General features: G+C 63.3%; 17 protein-coding genes and 1 pseudogene. 12 read left to right on the top strand and 6 right to left on the bottom strand.

The window, feature by feature from the left end; translation table 11 throughout:
* Positions 1-259 precede the first annotated feature (259 nt).
* The gene (locus B0G80_RS31195) at positions 260-1231 is read left to right on the top strand and encodes a DUF4148 domain-containing protein (RefSeq protein ID WP_116121766.1); all 972 of its coding nucleotides are present in this window, start codon (positions 260-262) and stop codon (positions 1229-1231) included.
* A 41-nt stretch (positions 1232-1272) separates the two neighbouring features.
* Here the strand turns inward: B0G80_RS31195 and surE are convergent, their stop codons facing one another.
* The 3 genes from surE to B0G80_RS31180 form a co-directional block, all read right to left on the bottom strand.
* Positions 1273-2052, bottom strand: coding sequence for a 5'/3'-nucleotidase SurE (gene surE, locus B0G80_RS31190; RefSeq protein ID WP_116121765.1), 780 nt, complete (start codon positions 2050-2052; stop codon positions 1273-1275).
* Positions 2053-2136: 84 nt separating this feature from the next.
* Complete coding sequence (locus tag B0G80_RS31185; RefSeq protein WP_116121764.1) at positions 2137-2877, bottom strand: LrgB family protein; 741 nt, start codon at positions 2875-2877, stop codon at positions 2137-2139.
* Positions 2874-3245, bottom strand: a complete 372-nt coding sequence (locus tag B0G80_RS31180) for a CidA/LrgA family protein (RefSeq protein WP_116121763.1) — start codon at positions 3243-3245, stop codon at positions 2874-2876. The genes B0G80_RS31185 and B0G80_RS31180 overlap by 4 nt, the downstream gene beginning before the upstream one ends.
* A gap of 147 nt (positions 3246-3392) precedes the next feature.
* On the opposite strand from B0G80_RS31180, the gene B0G80_RS31175 reads away from it, so the two are divergent.
* A complete protein-coding gene (locus B0G80_RS31175; RefSeq protein ID WP_116121762.1) occupies positions 3393-4556 on the top strand; it encodes an epoxide hydrolase family protein in 1164 nt (387 codons plus the stop codon).
* Between the two features lie 538 nt (positions 4557-5094).
* Positions 5095-6054, top strand: coding sequence for a hypothetical protein (locus tag B0G80_RS31170; protein ID WP_116121761.1), 960 nt, complete (start codon positions 5095-5097; stop codon positions 6052-6054).
* Between the two features lie 61 nt (positions 6055-6115).
* On the opposite strand, the gene B0G80_RS31165 is transcribed toward B0G80_RS31170, so the two are convergent.
* Positions 6116-7201 (bottom strand): TIGR03118 family protein, encoded by a 1086-nt coding sequence (locus B0G80_RS31165; RefSeq protein ID WP_116121760.1) that lies wholly within the window; start codon positions 7199-7201, stop codon positions 6116-6118.
* Between the two features lie 120 nt (positions 7202-7321).
* Complete coding sequence (locus tag B0G80_RS31160; RefSeq protein WP_116121759.1) at positions 7322-8725, bottom strand: PLP-dependent aminotransferase family protein; 1404 nt, start codon at positions 8723-8725, stop codon at positions 7322-7324.
* A gap of 395 nt (positions 8726-9120) precedes the next feature.
* Between B0G80_RS31160 and B0G80_RS31155 the strand changes: the two are divergent.
* The 3 genes and pseudogenes from B0G80_RS31155 to B0G80_RS31145 all read left to right on the top strand — a co-directional run bounded on the left by B0G80_RS31155 (position 9121) and on the right by B0G80_RS31145 (position 12443).
* Positions 9121-10343: pseudogene (locus tag B0G80_RS31155) on the top strand (NAD(P)/FAD-dependent oxidoreductase).
* 135 nt (positions 10344-10478) lie between these two features.
* On the top strand, positions 10479-11630 hold the full coding sequence (locus tag B0G80_RS31150; RefSeq protein ID WP_116121758.1) for a branched-chain amino acid ABC transporter substrate-binding protein: 1152 nt from the start codon (positions 10479-10481) through the stop codon (positions 11628-11630).
* A gap of 198 nt (positions 11631-11828) precedes the next feature.
* Positions 11829-12443, top strand: a complete 615-nt coding sequence (locus B0G80_RS31145; RefSeq protein ID WP_116123787.1) for an HAD family phosphatase — start codon at positions 11829-11831, stop codon at positions 12441-12443.
* A gap of 25 nt (positions 12444-12468) precedes the next feature.
* Here B0G80_RS31145 and B0G80_RS31140 read toward each other — a convergent pair whose 3' ends face one another.
* Positions 12469-13374, bottom strand: a complete 906-nt coding sequence (locus B0G80_RS31140) for a LysR family transcriptional regulator (RefSeq protein ID WP_116121757.1) — start codon at positions 13372-13374, stop codon at positions 12469-12471.
* Between the two features lie 160 nt (positions 13375-13534).
* Between B0G80_RS31140 and B0G80_RS31135 the strand changes: the two genes are divergently transcribed.
* From B0G80_RS31135 to B0G80_RS31110, 6 genes are all read left to right on the top strand, one after another.
* Complete coding sequence (locus tag B0G80_RS31135; RefSeq protein WP_116121756.1) at positions 13535-13870, top strand: helix-turn-helix transcriptional regulator; 336 nt, start codon at positions 13535-13537, stop codon at positions 13868-13870.
* Positions 13867-14316, top strand: coding sequence for an SRPBCC domain-containing protein (locus B0G80_RS31130; protein WP_106278145.1), 450 nt, complete (start codon positions 13867-13869; stop codon positions 14314-14316). The genes B0G80_RS31135 and B0G80_RS31130 overlap by 4 nt, the downstream gene beginning before the upstream one ends.
* A gap of 39 nt (positions 14317-14355) precedes the next feature.
* The gene (locus tag B0G80_RS31125; RefSeq protein ID WP_116121755.1) at positions 14356-14994 is read left to right on the top strand and encodes a glutathione S-transferase family protein; all 639 of its coding nucleotides are present in this window, start codon (positions 14356-14358) and stop codon (positions 14992-14994) included.
* Positions 14995-15003: 9 nt separating this feature from the next.
* Positions 15004-15243 (top strand): hypothetical protein, encoded by a 240-nt coding sequence (locus tag B0G80_RS31120; RefSeq protein ID WP_147309946.1) that lies wholly within the window; start codon positions 15004-15006, stop codon positions 15241-15243.
* A gap of 113 nt (positions 15244-15356) precedes the next feature.
* Complete coding sequence (locus B0G80_RS31115; RefSeq protein WP_116121753.1) at positions 15357-16397, top strand: aldo/keto reductase; 1041 nt, start codon at positions 15357-15359, stop codon at positions 16395-16397.
* A gap of 591 nt (positions 16398-16988) precedes the next feature.
* On the top strand, positions 16989-19172 hold the full coding sequence (locus B0G80_RS31110; RefSeq protein ID WP_116121752.1) for a M1 family metallopeptidase: 2184 nt from the start codon (positions 16989-16991) through the stop codon (positions 19170-19172).
* Positions 19173-19205 lie beyond the last annotated feature (33 nt).

The raw sequence follows: 19205 nt of genomic DNA, 5'->3' as shown, positions 1-19205 counted from the left end.
GCTGGCTTTTTCGGCCAACGGACCATGCGCAATCGGACGATTCGACGCCTCACGGATATAAATAGAAAATGAGCGCATCCAGGTCGCGTGCGCCTCCGTACGTGACTTGATCGGCCGAACCCGCGGCTAAAGCCGGGGCCGCAAACTCGCGGTCATCGTAGCGGCGTCGAATGGACTCGTTCGTCGCAACCCTCTGATGAATCCGGGCATTTCCGTGCAGCCCCGGACACGCATTCAACACGACTGAAAGGGCAGGCGCATGTATAGCGAACCCAGGAAGATCGTTCTCGCAGGTCTTGTCGTCAGCGCTGTTGCAATCGCTGCCTATGTGTCGCAGGCCGGCAAACCCTGGCAGTCGACGGACGAATTCGGTTCCGCACGAGGTGAGACGCCGGCTTACCGCACGCGCGGCGACACGATCAGCGGCGCGGTCATATCCGGACCGATCACCGCTCGCAACGATTCGAGCGGTGCTCCGGCTGGCAGCCTGCAGGCGGCGCGCAATAGTCTGCAACGCAACGATCTTGCCGCCGCGCAGGCGCAACTGGATGCAGCGCGTTCCGCGCATCAGGACGACGATCAGGTGCGCGCGTTGCGAAAGGAAGTGCAGGCGCGCGCGGATAACGAGCAGCGTGTCGGGAACGCGCCGCGAGCCGAGAAGACGCCGCAACGTGCTGCGAAGCCCGTGCGGATGTTTTCTTCATCAGCGAAACATGGCCGGTCGCGTGAAAGCCGCGTTGCGGCCCGGGAACAGACGAACCCCGAGACGAGTTATGCGAAGAACCAGGCCGCGTTGGACAGCCTGGTCGCCCGCGTCGACAGCCACAGCGCGCCGGACGCGAGAACGCCGGTCAACGGCGAACCGGCCATGGCGAGGCAGCCTTCACCGGTCCAGGCCGGCCCGAAAGCGATGCAGAGCGCGAGCAGCGCGCCGGGTGTCGTGACGCCGCTAGTCCAGCAAGTGCCGCAGAAACCGCCCGTGGTTTCAACCGCGCCGACGGAGCCGCAAGCCGGCCTGGCCACGCAAGCCACCTTGCCGTCGCCGCCGTTGGTGCAGGCTATGCCGTCAGCCGGCACGGCGGCGAAAACGGACGACGGCCCGAAAACGCGCTCGCAGGTGCGCGCGGAAATCGCCCGCGCCCGGGAAAACGGCAGCCTTCCCGCGTTCGGCAATCCCGACCCCGCGGGGCCGGGCGGGGCGCCGGGTCTCACCGCTGCGCCGCGTCCCTGACGCTGCGCAAACCGGCGATTGGCGGGAGGCGAGCCGCAGGATCAACTCAGCGAAGCCGTGAGCCGTGCGAAGGTGGGCTCGTCGGTGCGATCGAAAGCGAGCGGTGTGACCGACACGCGCCCCGACGCCACCACGGCCGTTTCGCTGTCCGGATCGTTCGCGCGCGCGCCGCGTTGAAAGCGCAACCAGTGATAAGCCATGCCGCGCGGATCGACTTGCGGCAACACGTCGATATCTTCCACCAGTCCAACACCCTGGCGAGTCGGCGTGAGCGGACCGGCATGCGCCGCGTCGACGTCGGGAAAGTTGATGTTCAGGCAGGTGGGCGCCGCGTGCTCGATTGCAAGCAATTGGCGGATCACACCGGGCGCGAGCGCACGCGCGGTGTCCCAGCGCACGTTGTCGCGATTGCTGAAAGTCTGGCTCAGCGCGAACGACGGCAAACCGAGCAACAGTCCCGTCATGGCGGCGCCGACGGTGCCTGAAAACATCGTTTCGACACCGAGGTTGCCGCCGCGATTGATGCCGGAAAGAATCAGCGTGGGCGGCGTGTCGCGCATCAGATGACGCACGCCCATCACGACGCAATCGCCGGGTGTGCCGGCCACGCCGAAACGCCGCTCGCCCTGGCGGCTCACGCGCAGCGGCGAATGCAGGCTGATCGAATGCGACGTGCCGCTCTGATCGTGCTCGGGCGCGACCACCCAGACTTCGTGCGCGAGCTCGGCGGCCACGGCTTCGAGTACGGCGAGGCCGGGCGCGTCGATACCGTCGTCGTTCGTCAACAGTACCCGCGGCACTTTGGATTCATAGGCAGACATCGCAGCAAACTCCTTTGGGTGGGTAAGGGAAGGGAAGCCTCATTATCCGGCCATCGGGCCTTTCTGTTGCTGCGATGACGTCGCTCAGCCCGTCAGCCAGCGTGCCGCGAGCGGCATCAACACCGGCACGACGAACGCGGTGAACACGCCGTTCAGGCCCATGCCGAGACCGGCGAACGCGCCCATTTCCTCGCTCACCTGAAAAGCGCGCGCCGTGCCGATGCCGTGCGATGCGATCCCCAGCGCGAAACCGCGCACCTCGGGTTCGGCAATGCGCAGCGCGTTGAGAATCGCGCGTGCGAACACGGCACCGAATACGCCGGTCGAAATGACGAGGACGGCGGTCAGGGAGGGAATGCCGCCGATCTCGGAAGCGACCGCCATCGCGATCGGCGTGGTCGCGGATTTGGGTGCGAGCGAGGCGAGCGTTTGATGCGACGCGCCGAACAGCGCCGCCACGCCAACTGACGCAACGATGGCCGTCAACGATCCCGCGACGAGGCCGCCGATCAGCGGCAACGCGGAGCGGCGCAGCTTCGGCCATTGCCGGTAGAGCGGCAGCGCGAGCGCCACGGTTGCAGGGCCCAGCAGAAAGTGAACGAATTGCGCGCCTTCAAAATATGTCGCGTACGGCGTGCCGGTGATTTCGAGCAACACCACCAGCAGCGCTACCGCGATCAGCACGGGATTGGCAAGCGGATTGAAGCGCGCCTTCGCGTAGATTCTCTGGGCGATGAGGTAGACGATCAGCGTGATCGTCAGCCCGAGCAAGGGACTCGCGGCGAGATACACCCAGATGGCACCGAGCTTCGGAAGGGCGGTCATGATGCGGACTCCGGCGCGGAGGGCTCGTGATGCTGGCGGCGCATCAACGCCCGTGTGACGAGTGCGGCCACCGCAATCGCGAGCGTCGTGCTGACCGCAATGGAGACGATCACCGCGACAGCGTCGCCGCGAATCCGGCTCGCGGACACCATGATGCCGACGCCCGCTGGAACGAACAGCAAGGACAGATGGCGCAGCAGTTCGAGCGCGGTCGGCTCGATCGCATCGGCGGTTTGCGGGCGCAGCATGATGAAGCCGAACAACAGCAGCATGCCGATCACCGGACCCGGCACCGGCAAATGGAACACGTACGACACACCTTCGCCGAGGCACTGAAATGTGAGCAGGACGGCGAGCGCTTGAAGCATGGCAGTCTCCAGAGTGCAAAACGGAAAAATGCGCCATTGTGTACCATGCAGATTGCTTCGTGCTGGCTCGCTGCCTGAACGGGGCGTGGCTCCGCTGTTTGAACCGGTTGCGCACGTCGACCCATACACCGTCCCGGACGAGTTGCCATGCAGATACAAGCGTTTCAGATTGCAATCGCCGATCACGAGATCGACGAGCTTCGCCGGCGTATTCGCGCGACACGTTGGGCGCCCGCCACGCCGTCGCCGGCCTGGCAGCAGGGCGCCGATGCCACATGGCTGCGCGAACTGGCCGAGTATTGGGCCGAGCGTTTCGATTGGCGCGCGGCCGAGCGCGGCTTGAATCAGCAGCCGCAATTTCTCGCCGATGTGCAAGGGCAGCGCGTGCATTTCGTCCATCGGCGCGGCGTAGGGCCGGCGCCGTATCCGCTGGTGATCACTCATGGCTGGCCCGGCTCGTTCTTCGAGTTTCATGCGCTGCTCGACCGCTTATGCGACCCGGCCGCGTCCGGCGGCGATCCTGCCGACGCCTTCGATGTCGTCGTGCCGTCGCTGCCTGGTTTCGCGTTTTCGCAGGCGCCCGCGCAAGCCGGCACGTCCGCGTTTCAGGTGGCCGATGTGTGGGCCTCGCTGATGCAAGGCCTCGGCTATGAGCGTTTCGGCGCGCAGGGCGGCGATCTTGGCGCGGGCGTGTCGATCGCGCTCGCCGCGCGCCATCCGCAAGCCGTCGGGGGCATTCATCTCAACTTCCTGCCGAGCTCCTATGAGCCGGCCCTCGGCGCGGCGCAAAAACCGCTTACGCCGGCCGAAGAAAATTTCCTGTGGGAGAAAAACGAGTGGGCCGCGCAGGAAGGCGGCTATGCGCACATGCACAGCACCAGGCCGCTAACGCTCGCTGCGTCGCTCAACGATTCACCGGTGGGACTGGCCGCATGGATCGGCGAGAAGTTTCGCGCATGGAGCGATTGCGACGGCGAAGTGGAGCGTGTGTTTTCGAAAGACGATCTGCTGACCAACATCTCGCTCTACTGGTACACGCAGTGTATCGGCCCGGCGATTCAGATGTACTGGGAAAACCGCCTGCAGCCGATGCGTTTCGCCGAAGGGCAACGCGTCGCGCCGCCGGTCGGTTTCGCGCACTTTCCGAAGGAGATCAATCACCCGCCGCGCAGTTGGCTCGAAAGAACGTTCAACGTCGTGCAATGGAGCGACATGCCGGCTGGCGGCCATTTCGCGGCCATGGAAAAGCCTGATCTGCTCGCGGCGGAAATTCGCCGCTTCTTCCGGCCGCTGCGGCAGCCGCGCAGCTAGTCGAAACGCGGCCGCCGTCGCCACGCCGGCACATATGATTTGACGGTCGCACGGCTGCCCCGGACCGTGCGCTACGGAGCCGAGCCGGACGCGGCGGAATAGCGCTGCCGTCTGTCGCAAAGTTGCGAACACGCGTACGCAAGCGACGTGTCTGCAAATCGTAAGCACATGACGAAACGCAACGAGTAAGTTATTCGCGACGCTCACTGACGCATCCGCAATTATTTCGCAATGCAATCGCCCCCAACCAACCTGCGGCAGCACCACGTCATGTCTCTCTGCGTTTTGGCGGAAAGGCGATGCAAGGACGTGAAACGATAGACCAACCCTGATGCCTGCGCCCCGGTTCATCCGACTCCATCGCCGCAGATCAGCGTGCCCGGCTCGAATGTGACGCCACGATGGCACGATTCGCGATTTCAAATGTCGCGCACCTTGCGGCTGTTTCCGCGCCCGAGGCAAGAACATGTGGATCAACCTTCGACAGTGACGCATCGCTCAAAAGGCGGTCCGTCGCTCACGCGTGCTTAGGAGCAACGTGAATCTTTTTCCGTGCACTCTCGTTTATGTCGATGTCGATGCGAAGCCGGGTCCCAACTCGACGAATCGCGATCCGCTCTCGTATGTCAGTCAGGCGGTCTGCCTGAACAACAGCTTGCGGCGCGTGGGTCTGCCGACCTTGACGATCATGACCAACGCGCCGGAGCTGGTCGCGCGCCGGCTCGAAAGCATACCGGCGGAGCATCGCCCGCTCGTGACGCGGCTCACCGCGACCATCGAGTTGCCGAAGAATACGCCGTTCTACGCGGCGCATTTCAAACTCGACCTGATGGACCAGGTGGCGGAGAGCTTGCCCGCCGACACGATGATGTTGCTGCTCGACGCCGACATGGTGGCGCTCCTGCCGCTGGACCGCGATCTGATCGAACGATGCGCGCAAGCCGGTCTCGGTGTCTTCGATATTTCGGATCAGGTGTTTCCGGCTTATGGCAGCGAGCGGGTGGTCGCGGATCTGGAGATCGTCGCGGACCGGCGCTTGATGAATCCGCGCTGGTACGGCGGCGAATTTCTGATCGCCACACCTGTTGCGTTGCGCCGGCTGGTGCCTCGCGCGCGAGCCAGTTACGCACGCTATCTCAGCGAAAGCGAGCGTTTAAGGCATCACGGCGACGAAGCGTTCATCTCGGCCGCGCTCAATGCGCTCAGCGACGAAGGGCAAGTGCTGATCGAAGTCGGGGCGTATCAGGCTGTGGGGCGCCATTGGGCCGGCAACAACTATCGGGATTTGCGCTGGTTCCGTTGCTGTTCGTTCGTCCATTTGCCCGGCGGCAAGGCGCTGCTCGAAAAGGAAGCGCGTTTCGACGACTTCGCGCCGGACCGTTTCTGGCGCACCATGCGTGCGGCGCATTTGCGTGGCCGCGTGCGTCACGCGCTCAAGCGGATCGTGAGGCTGCTGAACGTGCAGCGGCTCGCGGCGCGCATGCGCTGCGCGGCGTGAAGCGGCCGCCGCGCCAGTCACCTGCGCGTGGCGGAGCGCGCCCGCGCCGCGCGTTCGCCCGTCACATTTTCACATCGATACGTCCGTAGACGCCGTTCGTTTCTTCATTCGGGCCGGCGGCGAAAAACAGTGTGTTGATCGGCTGATTGCTGAGCCCATTGCCGAACGCGATACCCCACAGGCCGTGCTGCACGAACGGCGTGTTGTCGGGCAAGTTGATGGCGCCGAGAGACTGGCCGCTCGCCGGATCGAAGGCGTTGATCGTGCCGTCACCGAAATTTCCGATCAGCACGTCGCCACTGAAGCGTCCAAAATTGGCCGGCGCCTGCGTGATGCCCCACGGCGCATTCAGCACGCCGCCTGAGGCGAAACGCTGCAGCAGATTACCCGCCGTATCGTAGACATCCACGAAGCCGAGGCCGGCGCCGTCGACGTTGTCGTGGGCCTCCGCGTCCTGCTTCGCGTAGGTCACGAAGAGCTTTGCGCCGAGCGCCTGAATGCCGAACGGCGCGAAGCCCGCCGGAAGCGACGCGTCCTGGAACTTGCCGGGCGTCGATACCTTCGCGAAGCTCTTGTCGAAGACGTCGATTCTGTTGTTGTGAAAGTCGGCGGCGTAGAGGAAGTTGGCGCCGCCGTTGCTGGCCAGCGCGAGGCCCTTGTAGACCGCGCCGGCGCTGCCGCTGTCGAATACGACGAAGGCGGTGGTCGGCGCGACCGTCGGCGCCCACGCGGTAATCGTGCCCCCTTCGCCGGCAAAGATAAATGCGCCCACGCCGGATTTGCCGCCCTGAGTCACGACGAAGTCCGTCGTGCCGTTGAACACGATGCCGGTCGGATTCGCCGATCCGTTCACTCCGTTCGGAATGCTGACCACAAGCGATTGTGGCGTGCCGTTGCCGTCATAAAGCGTGGCGAGCGAGGTGGCGTTGTCGGCCACCCAGACGAAACCTTTTGGATTGAAGGCAACGCCCCATGCGTTCTTCAGATTCGGGTCCGTATGCGCCGCCGCGACGGCGCCGTCCGAGACCAGTGTCGTCGACGTAAACGATTGGCTGTTGACCGAATCGGAACCGCCGCACGACGCGACAAGACTCACCAATGCCGCGCCGCCCACGACGACGCCCAATGCTTTAAGCACAGATTTCATGGCCGCACCTCTCTGTCATGACCGATGGTCATTGCGCTTATTGAACGCACGGTGTCGCGGCTTTATTCCTTTGGCGGAGAAGTTTTTTTGATCATGCGCAGCGGCCAGTCGGGCGGCGCGTCATATCGTGCCGAACAGCGCGCGCGGACGATCCTTGAGCGTGCCGCTCAACAGCCGTAGCGCGCTCACGAGCTGATCGCGGCTGGTCGCACAGGCGAGGTTGATCCGCACTCCATGCTCGATCTCCGAGCGGTCCACGGCGAACGCCGACGACGGCATCACCACGACGCCGCGCGCCTTCGCATTCGCCGCGAAGTCGTCGGCGCGCCACGGCGGCGGCAACTTCAGCCATACGAACATGCATGCCGGATCGGTCTGCAGCAACTCCTGCGGCAACAGCTCGCGCGCGAGGTCCTGGCGCGCGCGAATCTCGGCGAGCTGCGCGTCCATGATGTGACGCGCGGTGCCGTCCTCGATCCAGATGGAGGCGATCAGCATCGACATCGGCGCGGGCATCCATGCCGTCGTGCGCACGGCTTCCGCGCATAGCGCGGCGCTGTCCGGCGGACTCAGCAGATAGCCGAGCCGCAGACCGGGCGCGAGGATCTTCGAGGTGGCCGCGAGGTGGAAGGTGAGTTCCGGACACAGGCTCGCAATCGTCGGCAGGCGCTGCGAGACCAGTGGGCCATATACGTCGTCCTCGATGATCGCCACGCCGTGCCGGCGCGCGATATCGACGAGCGCCATGCGACGTTCCAGACTCATGGTCGTAACAGTCGGGTTTTGCAGGTTCGGCACGGTGAAAACCGCCTTCACCGGCATGCGCCGGCAAGCGCGTTCGACTTCGTCGGTCAGCAGCCCGTCGCGATCGCTAGGAATGCCGACGATCTCGAACTGGAACACCGGCGCGAGCGCTTTGAGGCCATAGTAGGTGAGCTGATCGGCGAGGATCACGCCGTCGGTGCCGATCAGGCTGTTCAGCACCGCATATAAGCCGTGCTGCGCGCCGCTCGTGACCACCACGTGATCGGCCGATGGGGCAAAGCCGGGCGCGGCCATCCAGCGCGCGCCGGCCACGCGCGCCCACGCGGGCCCCTGCGGCGGCTGGTACTCCTGCAACTGCGGATAGCGCGGATCGCGTGGCAAATCGGCCAGCGTGCGAGCGAGGCAGTTCAGGAACTCGCCCGTGGCCGGACGGTTGACGGTCAGATCGATCGCGGCGTTGCTGGTGGCTTGCGCTGGCGCCACGCTCGGCATCGCGCCGCCGGTCACGAGCGAGCCGCGCCGTTTACTGCCGATCACCAGCCCGCGCGACTGCAATTCCTTGTACGCGCGCGACACCGTGGACACATTAATGCCCAGTTCGGTGGCCAGTTGCCGTTGCGGCGGCAGGCGGCTGCCGGGCGGATAGATGCCGCTGCGAATCTCGCTCTCGATCGAACTGGACACTTCGATATAGGTGGAGCGCTTCGCCTGCTCCGGCGCGCCAGAGGCGGAGCGGGCGGCGTCTTTGTCAGAAGCCATAAGATCAGGTGTCTCCATACAAAACCAGCTTTGTCCGCAATTGTGCGGAGGTTTGCCGATTCTATACCAGACCTGCGCGACTGCAAGCCTTCAGGTGCCAGCTCACCCGGCCGCGGTGCGCCGGCAAAGAGCGCACCCACGGCGATCCAGGGAAAGTGCCAGGGCCACACAATGTGCGTTTTAATTGCACACAAAAAAATATTGTGTGATTCTAGATGTCATCGTTTGTCTGGTGGCGCGATGCAGGAACCGTCGCCGGACTTCGTCCGGCAATCCGTCAGCAGGAGTTCTCCGATGAGCTTTCCCCAGTGTTCCCCACCCGGCACCAGGCGGAAAACCGGCGCCGGCTCGTTCACCGAAGGCGCGCGCATGGGCGTCGGCGAAGGGCGCAAATGATGCCGGAAATTGCCATTATCGGAGCGGGGTTCATCGGCCTCGCGAGCGCCGCGGCGCTGATGCGCGACGGCCATCGGGTCACGCTATTCGACCCGGCAGGCGTGGGGCAGGGCGCGTCGTTCGGCAATGCCGGCACCTTCGCGCACTATGCGTGCATCCCGGTCAACAACCCATCCGTGTTCCGCGATTTGCCGCGCTTTCTGCTGTCGAATCAAAGCCCATTCAGATTGCGTTGGGGGTATCTGCCGCATCTCGCGCCGTGGCTCGTGCGCTTCATGATGAGCTCGCTGCCGCGGCGTTATGAAGCGAGCGCCGGGGCGCTCGCCGCGCTGCTCGATTGCGCGCGGGAAGGCTACGCGCCGCTGCTCGCCAACGCGGAGCTGGCACGTTTTGTCCGGCCGCGCGAGTGTCTCTACCTGTATTCGGATGCGGCTTCGTTCGATGCCGCGCGTCCCGCGCTCGATCTGCGGCAAAAGCTGGGCGTCGCTTTCGAGGTGCTCGACGGCGCCGCCATACGCGCACTCGAACCGGCGCTGGCGCCGATCTTCGAACGCGGCGTGATGTTCAGCAATAGCTGGCACTTTTCCAATCCACAAGGCTTTCTGCAGACGCTTTACGAACAACTGGCCGCACAGGGACTGAAGCTCGAACGCTCGACCGTCGACGCGGTGCAACCCGGTGCGGACCACGCGAGCTTGACGGTTAGCGGCGTGACGCGGCGGTTCGATCACGTGGTGGTCGCGACCGGCGCACGCTCGGCGCAGTTCGCCGGCCAGTGCGGCGACCCGGTTCCGCTAGATACCGAACGTGGCTATCACGTGCGCTTTCGCGGCGCGCAACACCTGGTGTCGCGGCCGGTCGGCTGGGCGGAGCGCGGTTTCTACATGACGCCGATGAGCGACGGCTTGCGCGTGGCGGGTACGGTCGAACTTGCCGGTTTTGGCGACACGCGCAACCGCTCGCTCTGCTGACGTTCTCGTCGAAGCGGGCGTTGCCCGCGCTCGATACACCGGACAGCAACTGGCTTGGCTTTCGTCCCACGCTGCCCGACGGCGTGCCGGTGCTCGCGCGCTCACGCGCAAGCGCGCACGTCATTTACGCATTCGGTCATCAGCATCTGGGTTTGACGCTGGCAGGCGTGAGCGGGCGCATCGTCGCCGATCTGATCGCACAGCGTGCGCCGCCGCTCGATCTCGCGCCCTACGCGGCTACGCGCTTTTGATTGCAGCAGAGGCGGGTTGGCAGATTTTTTTCGAGGTTTTACCACCAGCATCGCAGAGCGGTTTCGACGCGTCGCGCATCGGATCGGCCCACCTGCACACACACGCGCGACGTCACATCTCGCAAGGAGCGCATCATGAATCGCCGCTATTGGCTATTGAGTGCCACTGTCTGTGCACTCGCCACGTATATGCCGTTCTCGTGGGCCGCCGACCCCCAGATCGTCAAGATCGGTTTCGTCGGACCGTTGACGGGGCCCGTTGCGCGGGTCGGCAAGGACTTGCAGTACGGCGCGCAGTTGGCGCTCGATGAAGAGAACGTGAAGAACCCAACGATTGGCGGCAAGCCGGTCAAGTTCGTGCTCGACGTGCAGGACGATCAGGCCGACCCGCGCGTGGCGATTCAGGTCGCGCAGAAACTGGTCGACGACGGCGTGGTCGGCGTGATCGGCCATTACAACTCGGGCTGCAGCATTCCGGCCTCGACGGTGTATCACCAGGCGAATGTGGCGATGATCACGCCGGGCTCGACCAATCCGCAATTGACTAAGCAAGGCTTCAAGAACGTGTTTCGGACGATGGGCCACGACGGTATCGGCGGTGTCGTGGCGGGGCATTTCGTGGTGGAGCAGATGAAGGCGAAGCGCATTGCCATCATCGACGACCGCACCGCTTTCGGGCAAGGCCTGGCCGATGCGTTCGAGAAAGGCGTCAAGGAAGCGAACGGCAATATCGTCGATCGGGAATTCACCAACGACAAGGCGATCGATTTTCGCGCCATTCTGACCACGCTCAAGAGCAAGAACGTCGACCTGATTTTCTTCGGCGGCCTGGACGAGCAGGGCGCGATGCTGGTCAAGCAGATGCGATCGCTCGGCATGTCCGCACAGCTGTTCGGCGCCGGCGCGCTGAAGAGCAATGCATTCCTGCAGATCGCCGGCACGGCGGGCAACGGAACGCAGGATCTCGAACCCGGCCCGGCGCTCGACAAGCTGCCGGCCGCGCAGGCGTTCGGCAAGCGCTACAAGGCGCGTTTCAATCAGGATGTCGAACTGTACGCGCCGTTTTCCTATGACGCGGCCCTTGCCATGCTGAAAGCGATTCACGCCGCCGACTCGCTCGATCGCGCGAAGATCGTCGATAGCCTTGCCAAGGTGACCGTCACCGGAGTAACCGGCAATATCACGTTCGATCCTTACGGCGATCTGATCAAGCCGCCGTACACGCTGTTCCAGGTTGAGCAGGGCCAATGGAAAAGCGTCAAGACGGTGGGCGGCAGCGGCGCATGACGATGTTTTACGAAAGCGGATCTTACTGAGTTGCTGCTTCGCTGACCTCCGCGAAAAAAACCGTGACGCCGGCCAATGCCGATGCCGTTGCCGGCAGTCATGGTTTTGTCGAGGCACAATAGAAACCGGCAACCGTTCGGCGCCATCGCGTCGCGCGGTTGCTTCATTTCTGAAAGCTTTCGACGCGAGGCCGACAGCATGACCGCATCCATCACGCTGGTTCTGTTCGACATGGAAGGTGTTTTGTCCCACTACGACCGCGCCGCGCGAGTCGAGCATCTGGCGTCGACCGCGGGCTGCACGGCGGACACCGTGCGTCACTCTATCTGGGGTTCGGGTCTCGAAGCACGCGCGGACGCCGGCGAAATCAGCGATGACGAGTATCTGCGCGAGTTGGGCATGCTGCTGAACTACCCCGTCAGCCGCGACGACTGGCTGGCCGCCCGTCACGCGTCGATCACGCCGAACCAGGAAGCGCTCGCGCTGGCCGCCCAGGTCGCCGAGCGGCATCGCATCGCGGTGCTGACCAACAATTGCCGCCTGTTGACCGACCACATGCCTTATCTGAATCCGTCTGTCGCGCGGCTGTTCGGACCGCACGTTTACTCGTCGGCGGCTTTTGGTGCCGCGAAGCCGGCGGCGCAAACCTACCTGCGTTGTCTTGAACAACTCGGCGTGCCCGCGGCCCAAACGCTTTTCGTCGACGACACGGCCGCCAACGTGAATGGCGCGATCCATGCGGGACTGCAAGGGCACAGGTTCGTCAGCGTCGACGCATTGTCGGACGACTTGCAGCGTCGCGGTTTGATCTAACGGCTGTGGCTGTTTTTCAAATGTGCTAGTCGCAGAAGTCCGGATTCTGCTGCACCAGTTCGTGCACCCACTCGCTGAACACCCGCACGGACATGCTCAAACGACGGTGCGGATAAAGAATCGAGAGCGGCAATGGCGCGCAATGGCAGTCGCGCAAAATCTCACGCAGCGCGCCGGATTCGATTGCCTTCGCCGCCATGAAGCGCGGCGTCTGGATCAGGCCCAGGCCTTCCACCGCGGACGCAACATAGACCAGGCCTTCGTTGACTGCGAGTTTGCCCTCGATCGGTCGTTTGATCAGCACGCCGTCCGCTTCGAACTCCATCGGATAGACGCGCCCTGTGCGCGCGGAAAAATAATTCACCGCGTGGTGCCTGTCGAGATCGTCGGGCGTGGCGGGCTCGCCCATCTGCTCCAGATAGGCAGGCGCGGCGCAGATCGTCATGCGCACGCTGCCGAGCGAGCGCGCCACCAGGTTCGAATCGTCGAGCACGCCAATGCGGATCACGCAATCGACGCCTTCCTGCACGAGATCCACGTTGCGGTCGGCCAGTCCCAGCTTCACCGTGATGTCAGGATAGCGCGCGTTGAAATCGCGCATCACGGGAATCAGCACGTGATGCGCGAACGTGGCGGACGTGTCGACTCGCACCGTGCCGCGCGGACTTTGACGTTTGCTGGATAGCGCCGACTCGGCGTCGGAGACCTCGGCGAGAATGCGGGCGCAGTATTCGTAGTAAAGCGCGCCGTCGTCGGTCACCTGCACGCGGCGTGTCGTGCGGTTGAGCAGACGCACGCCGAGATGACTCTCCAGATTCTGCACGAGCGTCGACACGGAAGCGCGCGGCATCTCCAGTGAATCCGCCGCTTTCGAGAAACTGGACGCGTCCACGACGCGCTTGAACACTGCCATGCCTTGAAGGAGGTCCATACGGTGCTGTCCTCTCGACGCTGAGCGAATCCGTGATTGCGAATCGTTGGAATGATAGCCGTGGCGCGTCGAGGACGGACAGTATCAACGGGCCTACGGGTTCACGGAGTCGGCCGCAAAAAACCTTGACTCGCGAAGTTCACGGCCTATAGTTCACCATATGGCAAAGTCTCCAGTCAGTCAACTCGATCGCACGTTTTCCGCCCTCGTGGACCCTACGCGGCGGGCCATCCTCGCGCGCCTCGAGCGCGAGCCGGGCTTGTCCGTCACGGAAATCGCGCGGCCGTTGCCGCTCAAACTGCCCGCCGTCATGAAGCATCTCGACGTGCTGAGCGACGCGGGTCTGGTGGCGCGCACAAAGAATGGCCGGACCGTCTCGGTCGAACTGGTTGCCGGCCCAATGGAAGAGGCGATGGCGTGGCTGCGACGCTACGAACGCTTCTGGTCCGCGAGTCTCGACCGGCTCGCCGATTTTGTCGAGAGGAACGACGAATGAACGAAAAGCCCAGCCTGACCATCATTCGGCGCATCAAGGCGCCGCCTGCAAGAGTCTACGCAGCATGGACGCGGCCGGAACTGATGGCGCGCTGGTGGGGACCGGACGCCGGGCCGGTGCTGAGCGCCGAAGCCGATCCGCGCGTGGGCGGTCGCTTTCGCGTGGTGTTTCAGACGCTGGACGGCGAAACGCACGACTGCCGTGGCGAATACCAGGAAGTCGAGACCGACCGCAAGCTCGTCTTCACATGGGAGTGGGTCACGCTGCCCGAGCGCCGGTCGCTCGTGACGATCCGGTTTCGTCCGATCGAAGAGGGCACCGAACTGCATTTCCATCATGCGCAGTTCTTCGACGAGGCCGCTCGCGACGGTCATCAAACCGGTTGGACCGGGGCATTCGAGAAGCTGGACGCACTGCTTGCCGGGCTGGAAAACCAGGCCAAATGAAGCATATTCCACCGAAGTCAACGCACACTGAGGTCGACCATGAAGCTTTACTATGCTGAAACGCTGTCTCCCAGAAAAACCTGCGCATTGGCGCAATACTTAGGGTTGCCAATCGACTACGCCTTTGTCGATCTGCGCAAGGGCGAACATACCCGAGCGGACTATCTGGCAATCAATCCGAACGGCAAGGTGCCTTGTCTCGTCGATGGCGACAAGATCATCTGGGAGGCCGACGCGATCCTGTGCCATCTTGCGCAGCGCGCGGAATCTTCGCTCTGGCCGCGGGGCGCGCAGCAGCAGATCGACGTCGTGCGCTGGTTCAGCTGGAATAGCCAGCATCTGCTAAGGCATGCCGGTGCGCTGTACTTCGAGTATCTGATCAAGCCGTGGGTCGGACTCGGCGAGCCCGATCCTTCGAAAGTCGCCGAAGCGCAGGGGTTTTTCCGCAAGCATGCCGCCGTGCTCAACCAGCACCTGAAGGGACGCAAGTGGTTGCTTGGCGATGACCTGACGGTCGCGGATTTCTCGGTCGGCATCTCGCTGCCGTACGCGAAAGGCGCGGCGATGCCGCTTGAAGAGTTTCCTGAAGTGGTGCGCTGGCACGATCAACTGAACGCGATCGGCGCATGGCGCGATCCGTTTCCCGCGCGCCAGGAGCGCGCCACGGCGAACGCCTGAGGAGGAGTCATGTGCTGCGCGATAGTTGCACTCACGATGACCTTGCTGGCCAGCTGGCGCAGCGAGTCGGGCTCGCTCGTCGGCCGCATCGGGCGGCTGCGCCGGATTGCGATCGCGGTCATCGCGATCGGTGCTGCGGCGGGCTCCGCCATGGCGGCGGACGAGTTTGCGGTGGCGGGTGGCGGACAACAGTCGTCGGTGATCGCGCGGCTGGCGAGCGTGCCGATTTGCGGGCACTTTATCCACTAGTGGCGTGTGACCTGCGATCGTCGAGGCAGGGCGCTTTGAGTCGCATCGACGTGCTGTGCCGATTTGCCGTATCGTACGAAGTCACTGTACTGCGCGCGAATCGGGGGTACGTCATGGCACTTTTGTCGAAAAACGCTGTTGGGAATGCGGGCAGACGCCGTTTTCTGCGCACGGCTCGTCATACAGCGATCGGCCTGTCGGCGTCGCTCGCATTGCCGCGCATGGCGGCGGCTCAAACGCCAACCCAAATGCCAACCCAAAGGTCATCGCCAACACCTGGCTCGCCAACGCCTCAGTCACAAACCGAATCCGCCGCCACATCGCTCCCACGCATGTCGCAACGCGTGATTCCCGCCACGGGTGAACGCTTGTCCGTGGTCGGCTGCGGCACCTGGCGCACCTTCGATGTCGGCACCGATCCCGCCGGCCGCGCGCAACTCGCCGACGTGCTGCGTATTCTGTTCGCAGCGGGTGGCTCGGTGATCGATTCATCGCCGATGTACGGCTCGTCGGAAGCAGTGGCCGGCGCGCTGCTCACGCAACTGGATGCGCACAACAAAGCCTTCGTCGCCACCAAGGTCTGGACCGAGGGACGCGAGGCGGGCATCGCGCAGATGGAGGAATCGCTGCGCCGCTTTCAGCAGCCGCGCATCGATCTGATGCAGGTTCACAATCTGCTCGACTGGCGCACGCAAATCGCCACGCTGCGCGACTGGAAAGCGCGCGGCCGGATTCGTTACATCGGCATCACGCACTACACGTCAAGCGCATTCGACGACGTCGCGTCCGTCATGCGCAGCGAGAAACCCGACTTCGTGCAGATCAACTACGCCGCGGACGACCGCGCCGCCGAAGCGCGCATCTTGCCGCTCGCGGCGGACTTGGGCATTGGCGTCGTGATCAATCAGCCTTTCGGTGGCGGCGGCCTGCTGGCACGCGTCGGCAAAACGCCGCTGCCTGGGTGGGCAGGGGAAATCGGCTGCACGAGCTGGGCGCAGATTCTTCTGAAGTTCGTGCTCGCGCAGCCGGCGGTGACGGTCGTGATTCCCGGCACGGGGCGTCCGCAATATATGGCGGACAACGTTCGAGCCGGTTCGGGCCCGTTACCCGACAAGGCGATGTGCGCACGAATCGTGGCAGCGGTGAATGGCTAGCCGATTGTTTGCGTATTTATTCGCGCTAATTCCTGGTGAACTCTCCAGCTAGTTCAAATTAAAACCTCATTCGAGGTTATTCGCTTAAGCCCTCGCGCTATAGCACACTCTCTCGCAAAGAAAAATAAAGTTTCCCGTAGTCATGCGCGATATTGCAATTCTTAGAGGATTAACTCGGCTTCATTACCGATGCCATTCGATTTGCATACGCATCGCGCGAATGAAAGAAAGTTTGTGAAAGGAAGTTGACACGGGAACGTTTGCCAAACTAGGCTACGCACTGTCGTCAAAAAACTGATCCGGTTTAATCCACCTGCCCGGAGACGCAGGTAAGCCGCCGCTTTGCCGATCAGCCGGACGATCGAATAACAGCCCGGGAAAATACCCCGGTCTGTCGAAATGAAAGCATTGTAATAAACGTGTGTCGCAATTATAAAATCAGCCACAAGTGCTGAGGCGCCAACACGTCTTTATATTCTCGCTAGCAATTCGGTGCTGGTGCGGGAGACCTTTGCCGCTGAAAAAAGAGAAATCCAGCTTAAGCACTCAACGCACTTTCTTTTGCCGATATTGTCAGTCGAGGATTAAATTATGCGTATAAATTTCCGATTGCAGATGCAGTGCCTCGCATTAGCCGGAGTTGCGATTCTGGCGGGATGCGGCGGTAGCGACGGCTCGTCTGCCTTGACGAGCAAATCCGGGCAGGCGCCCGAGGCCGCGTCAGGCGCGTCCGAAGTGGCGCTGGTCCCGCCCGCCGCACCGGTCGTGGCCGACACCTCGATCAACAAGACGGTGCCGCCCGTCGAGTTGCCGGACACGGTGACGCCGCTCAACTACAAGCTGTGGTTCCGGCCGAACCCCGCGCTGTCTTCGTTCGACGGCCGCGCCGACGTGCAGATCAAGGTGCAGAAGGCCGTCAACGCGATCACGATCGCCGGGCACCGCGTCAAGTTCACCAACGGCACCATCACCCTTCAGCCGGGCAACATTCCGTTAATCGCCACGCCCCAGGACGACGGCGACTTCTATCAACTGCGCCCCGCGAGCGGGCAGATCGCCGCCGGCAACTATTCGCTGCACATGGAGTGGAGCGGGATCATCAACTTCAAGACCTATGACGATCCGGTCGCGAAGACCGGCGGCAGTTGCGGCGACGATCCCTATCCGGGTTGCTCGGCGGCTGAAGGCGTGTTCCGCGTCGACCTGAAGTCGACCGACGGCACGACGAGCGGCGCGATCCTCACGCAAGGCGAATCGAACCTCGCGCGCCAATGGTTCCCCGGCTGGGACGAGCCGGCTTTCCGGCCCACCTACGAGGTGAGCGCGGAGGTCCCGCAAAACTGGAACGTGGTCTCGAACGCCGCCGAGAAACCGGCGGTGAACGTGGATAGCGGTTACAAGCTGGTGTCGTTCGAGAAAACGCCGCCCATGCCGTCGTATCTGCTGTTCTTCGGCGGCGGCCAGTTCGACATTCTCGAAGACGACTTCACGAGCCCGCTGCCCGACGGCAAAGGTCTGCATCTGCGGATTTTCACGCCGCCCGGCATGCGCGACTGGGCCAAACCGGCCATGCAGCAGACCAAGCAGGCACTCGATTATTACTATCGCTACACGGGCATTCCGCTGCCCTTCACCAAGTTCGACACGATCGCGGCCAACGACGCGTTCAAGGAGCAGAAGGACCTGAACTTCGGCGGCATGGAGAACTGGGGCGCCATTCTTGAATTCGCCGACGACATTCTGCCGGCGCCGGGCACGACCATGTCCGACTACGGTGTGACGGTGCTTACGCACGAAGCCGCGCACCAATGGTTCGGCGATCTCGTCACGCTCGACTGGTGGGACGACGTCTGGTTAAACGAGTCGTTCGCGACGTTCTTCGAGAACAAGACCAAGGTGCGTTTCTTCCCGGACCGCTTTAGCTGGGTCGACGACGTGAAGAACAAGTACGCGGTGATCAATGCCGACCTGAAGTCCACGGCGTTCCCGGTGCAGCCGAACTTCAACGGCTGGGCGTCGAACGACTTCGTGCTGAGCGCGAGCGCCTTCACGTACGACAAAGGCGGTCACGTGCTGAAGATGCTGGAGAACTACCTGGGTGAAGAAGTGATGCGCAAGGGCCTGCAGTCGTATCTCGCCGACTACTCCCTCGGCAACGTTACGCCCAAGCGTTTGTGGGACGAACTGTCGAAAGCGAGTGGGCAGCCGATGGTGGCAATCGGCGACAGCTTCGTGCGGCAAACAGGTGTGCCGCTGATCACGCTCGACACCCAGTGCGATCTGACGACCAACCAGACGGTGGTCACGCTGAAACAGTCGCCGTTCCCGAATCAGAATCAGTATCCGGGCACCCAGTGGACCATTCCGTTGACACTCGCATACGGCGACGGCCTCACCTCGCGCAAGACGTTGGCGATGAAGGACACGCAAACGCAGGTGCGTCTGAACGGCTGCTCCGCGGTGCTCGCCGATCCGAGCGGTCTCGATTACTACGTGACCAACTACAGCAATAACGCATGGAGCCAGTTGCTCGCGCAGGGTAACGCGCTGAAGGATCCGGTCCTGCTGACCAGCCTGCAACTCGAGGCGAAGCTGCTGGTGAACAGCGGTCTCGCGGATCCGTCGCGCGTCACGAGTATCGGCTCGCTGAGCCCGGCGGCCACACCGCTCGCACGCCAGTTGCTGATGACGGCGCCGACCACGCAGTCGCAGCGTCCGACGATCCGCTATCAGGGCAAGTTCAAACTGAAGCCGCAGACGCAGCAAGGCCAATAAGCGGCCGTACCGGGTAGTCCAGTGGCCCGCATC

The sequence above is a fragment of the Paraburkholderia sp. BL6669N2 genome, assembly GCF_003387275.1.
Lineage (GTDB): Bacteria > Pseudomonadota > Gammaproteobacteria > Burkholderiales > Burkholderiaceae > Paraburkholderia.
This window is presented reverse-complemented; position numbering and strand designations above follow the sequence as displayed.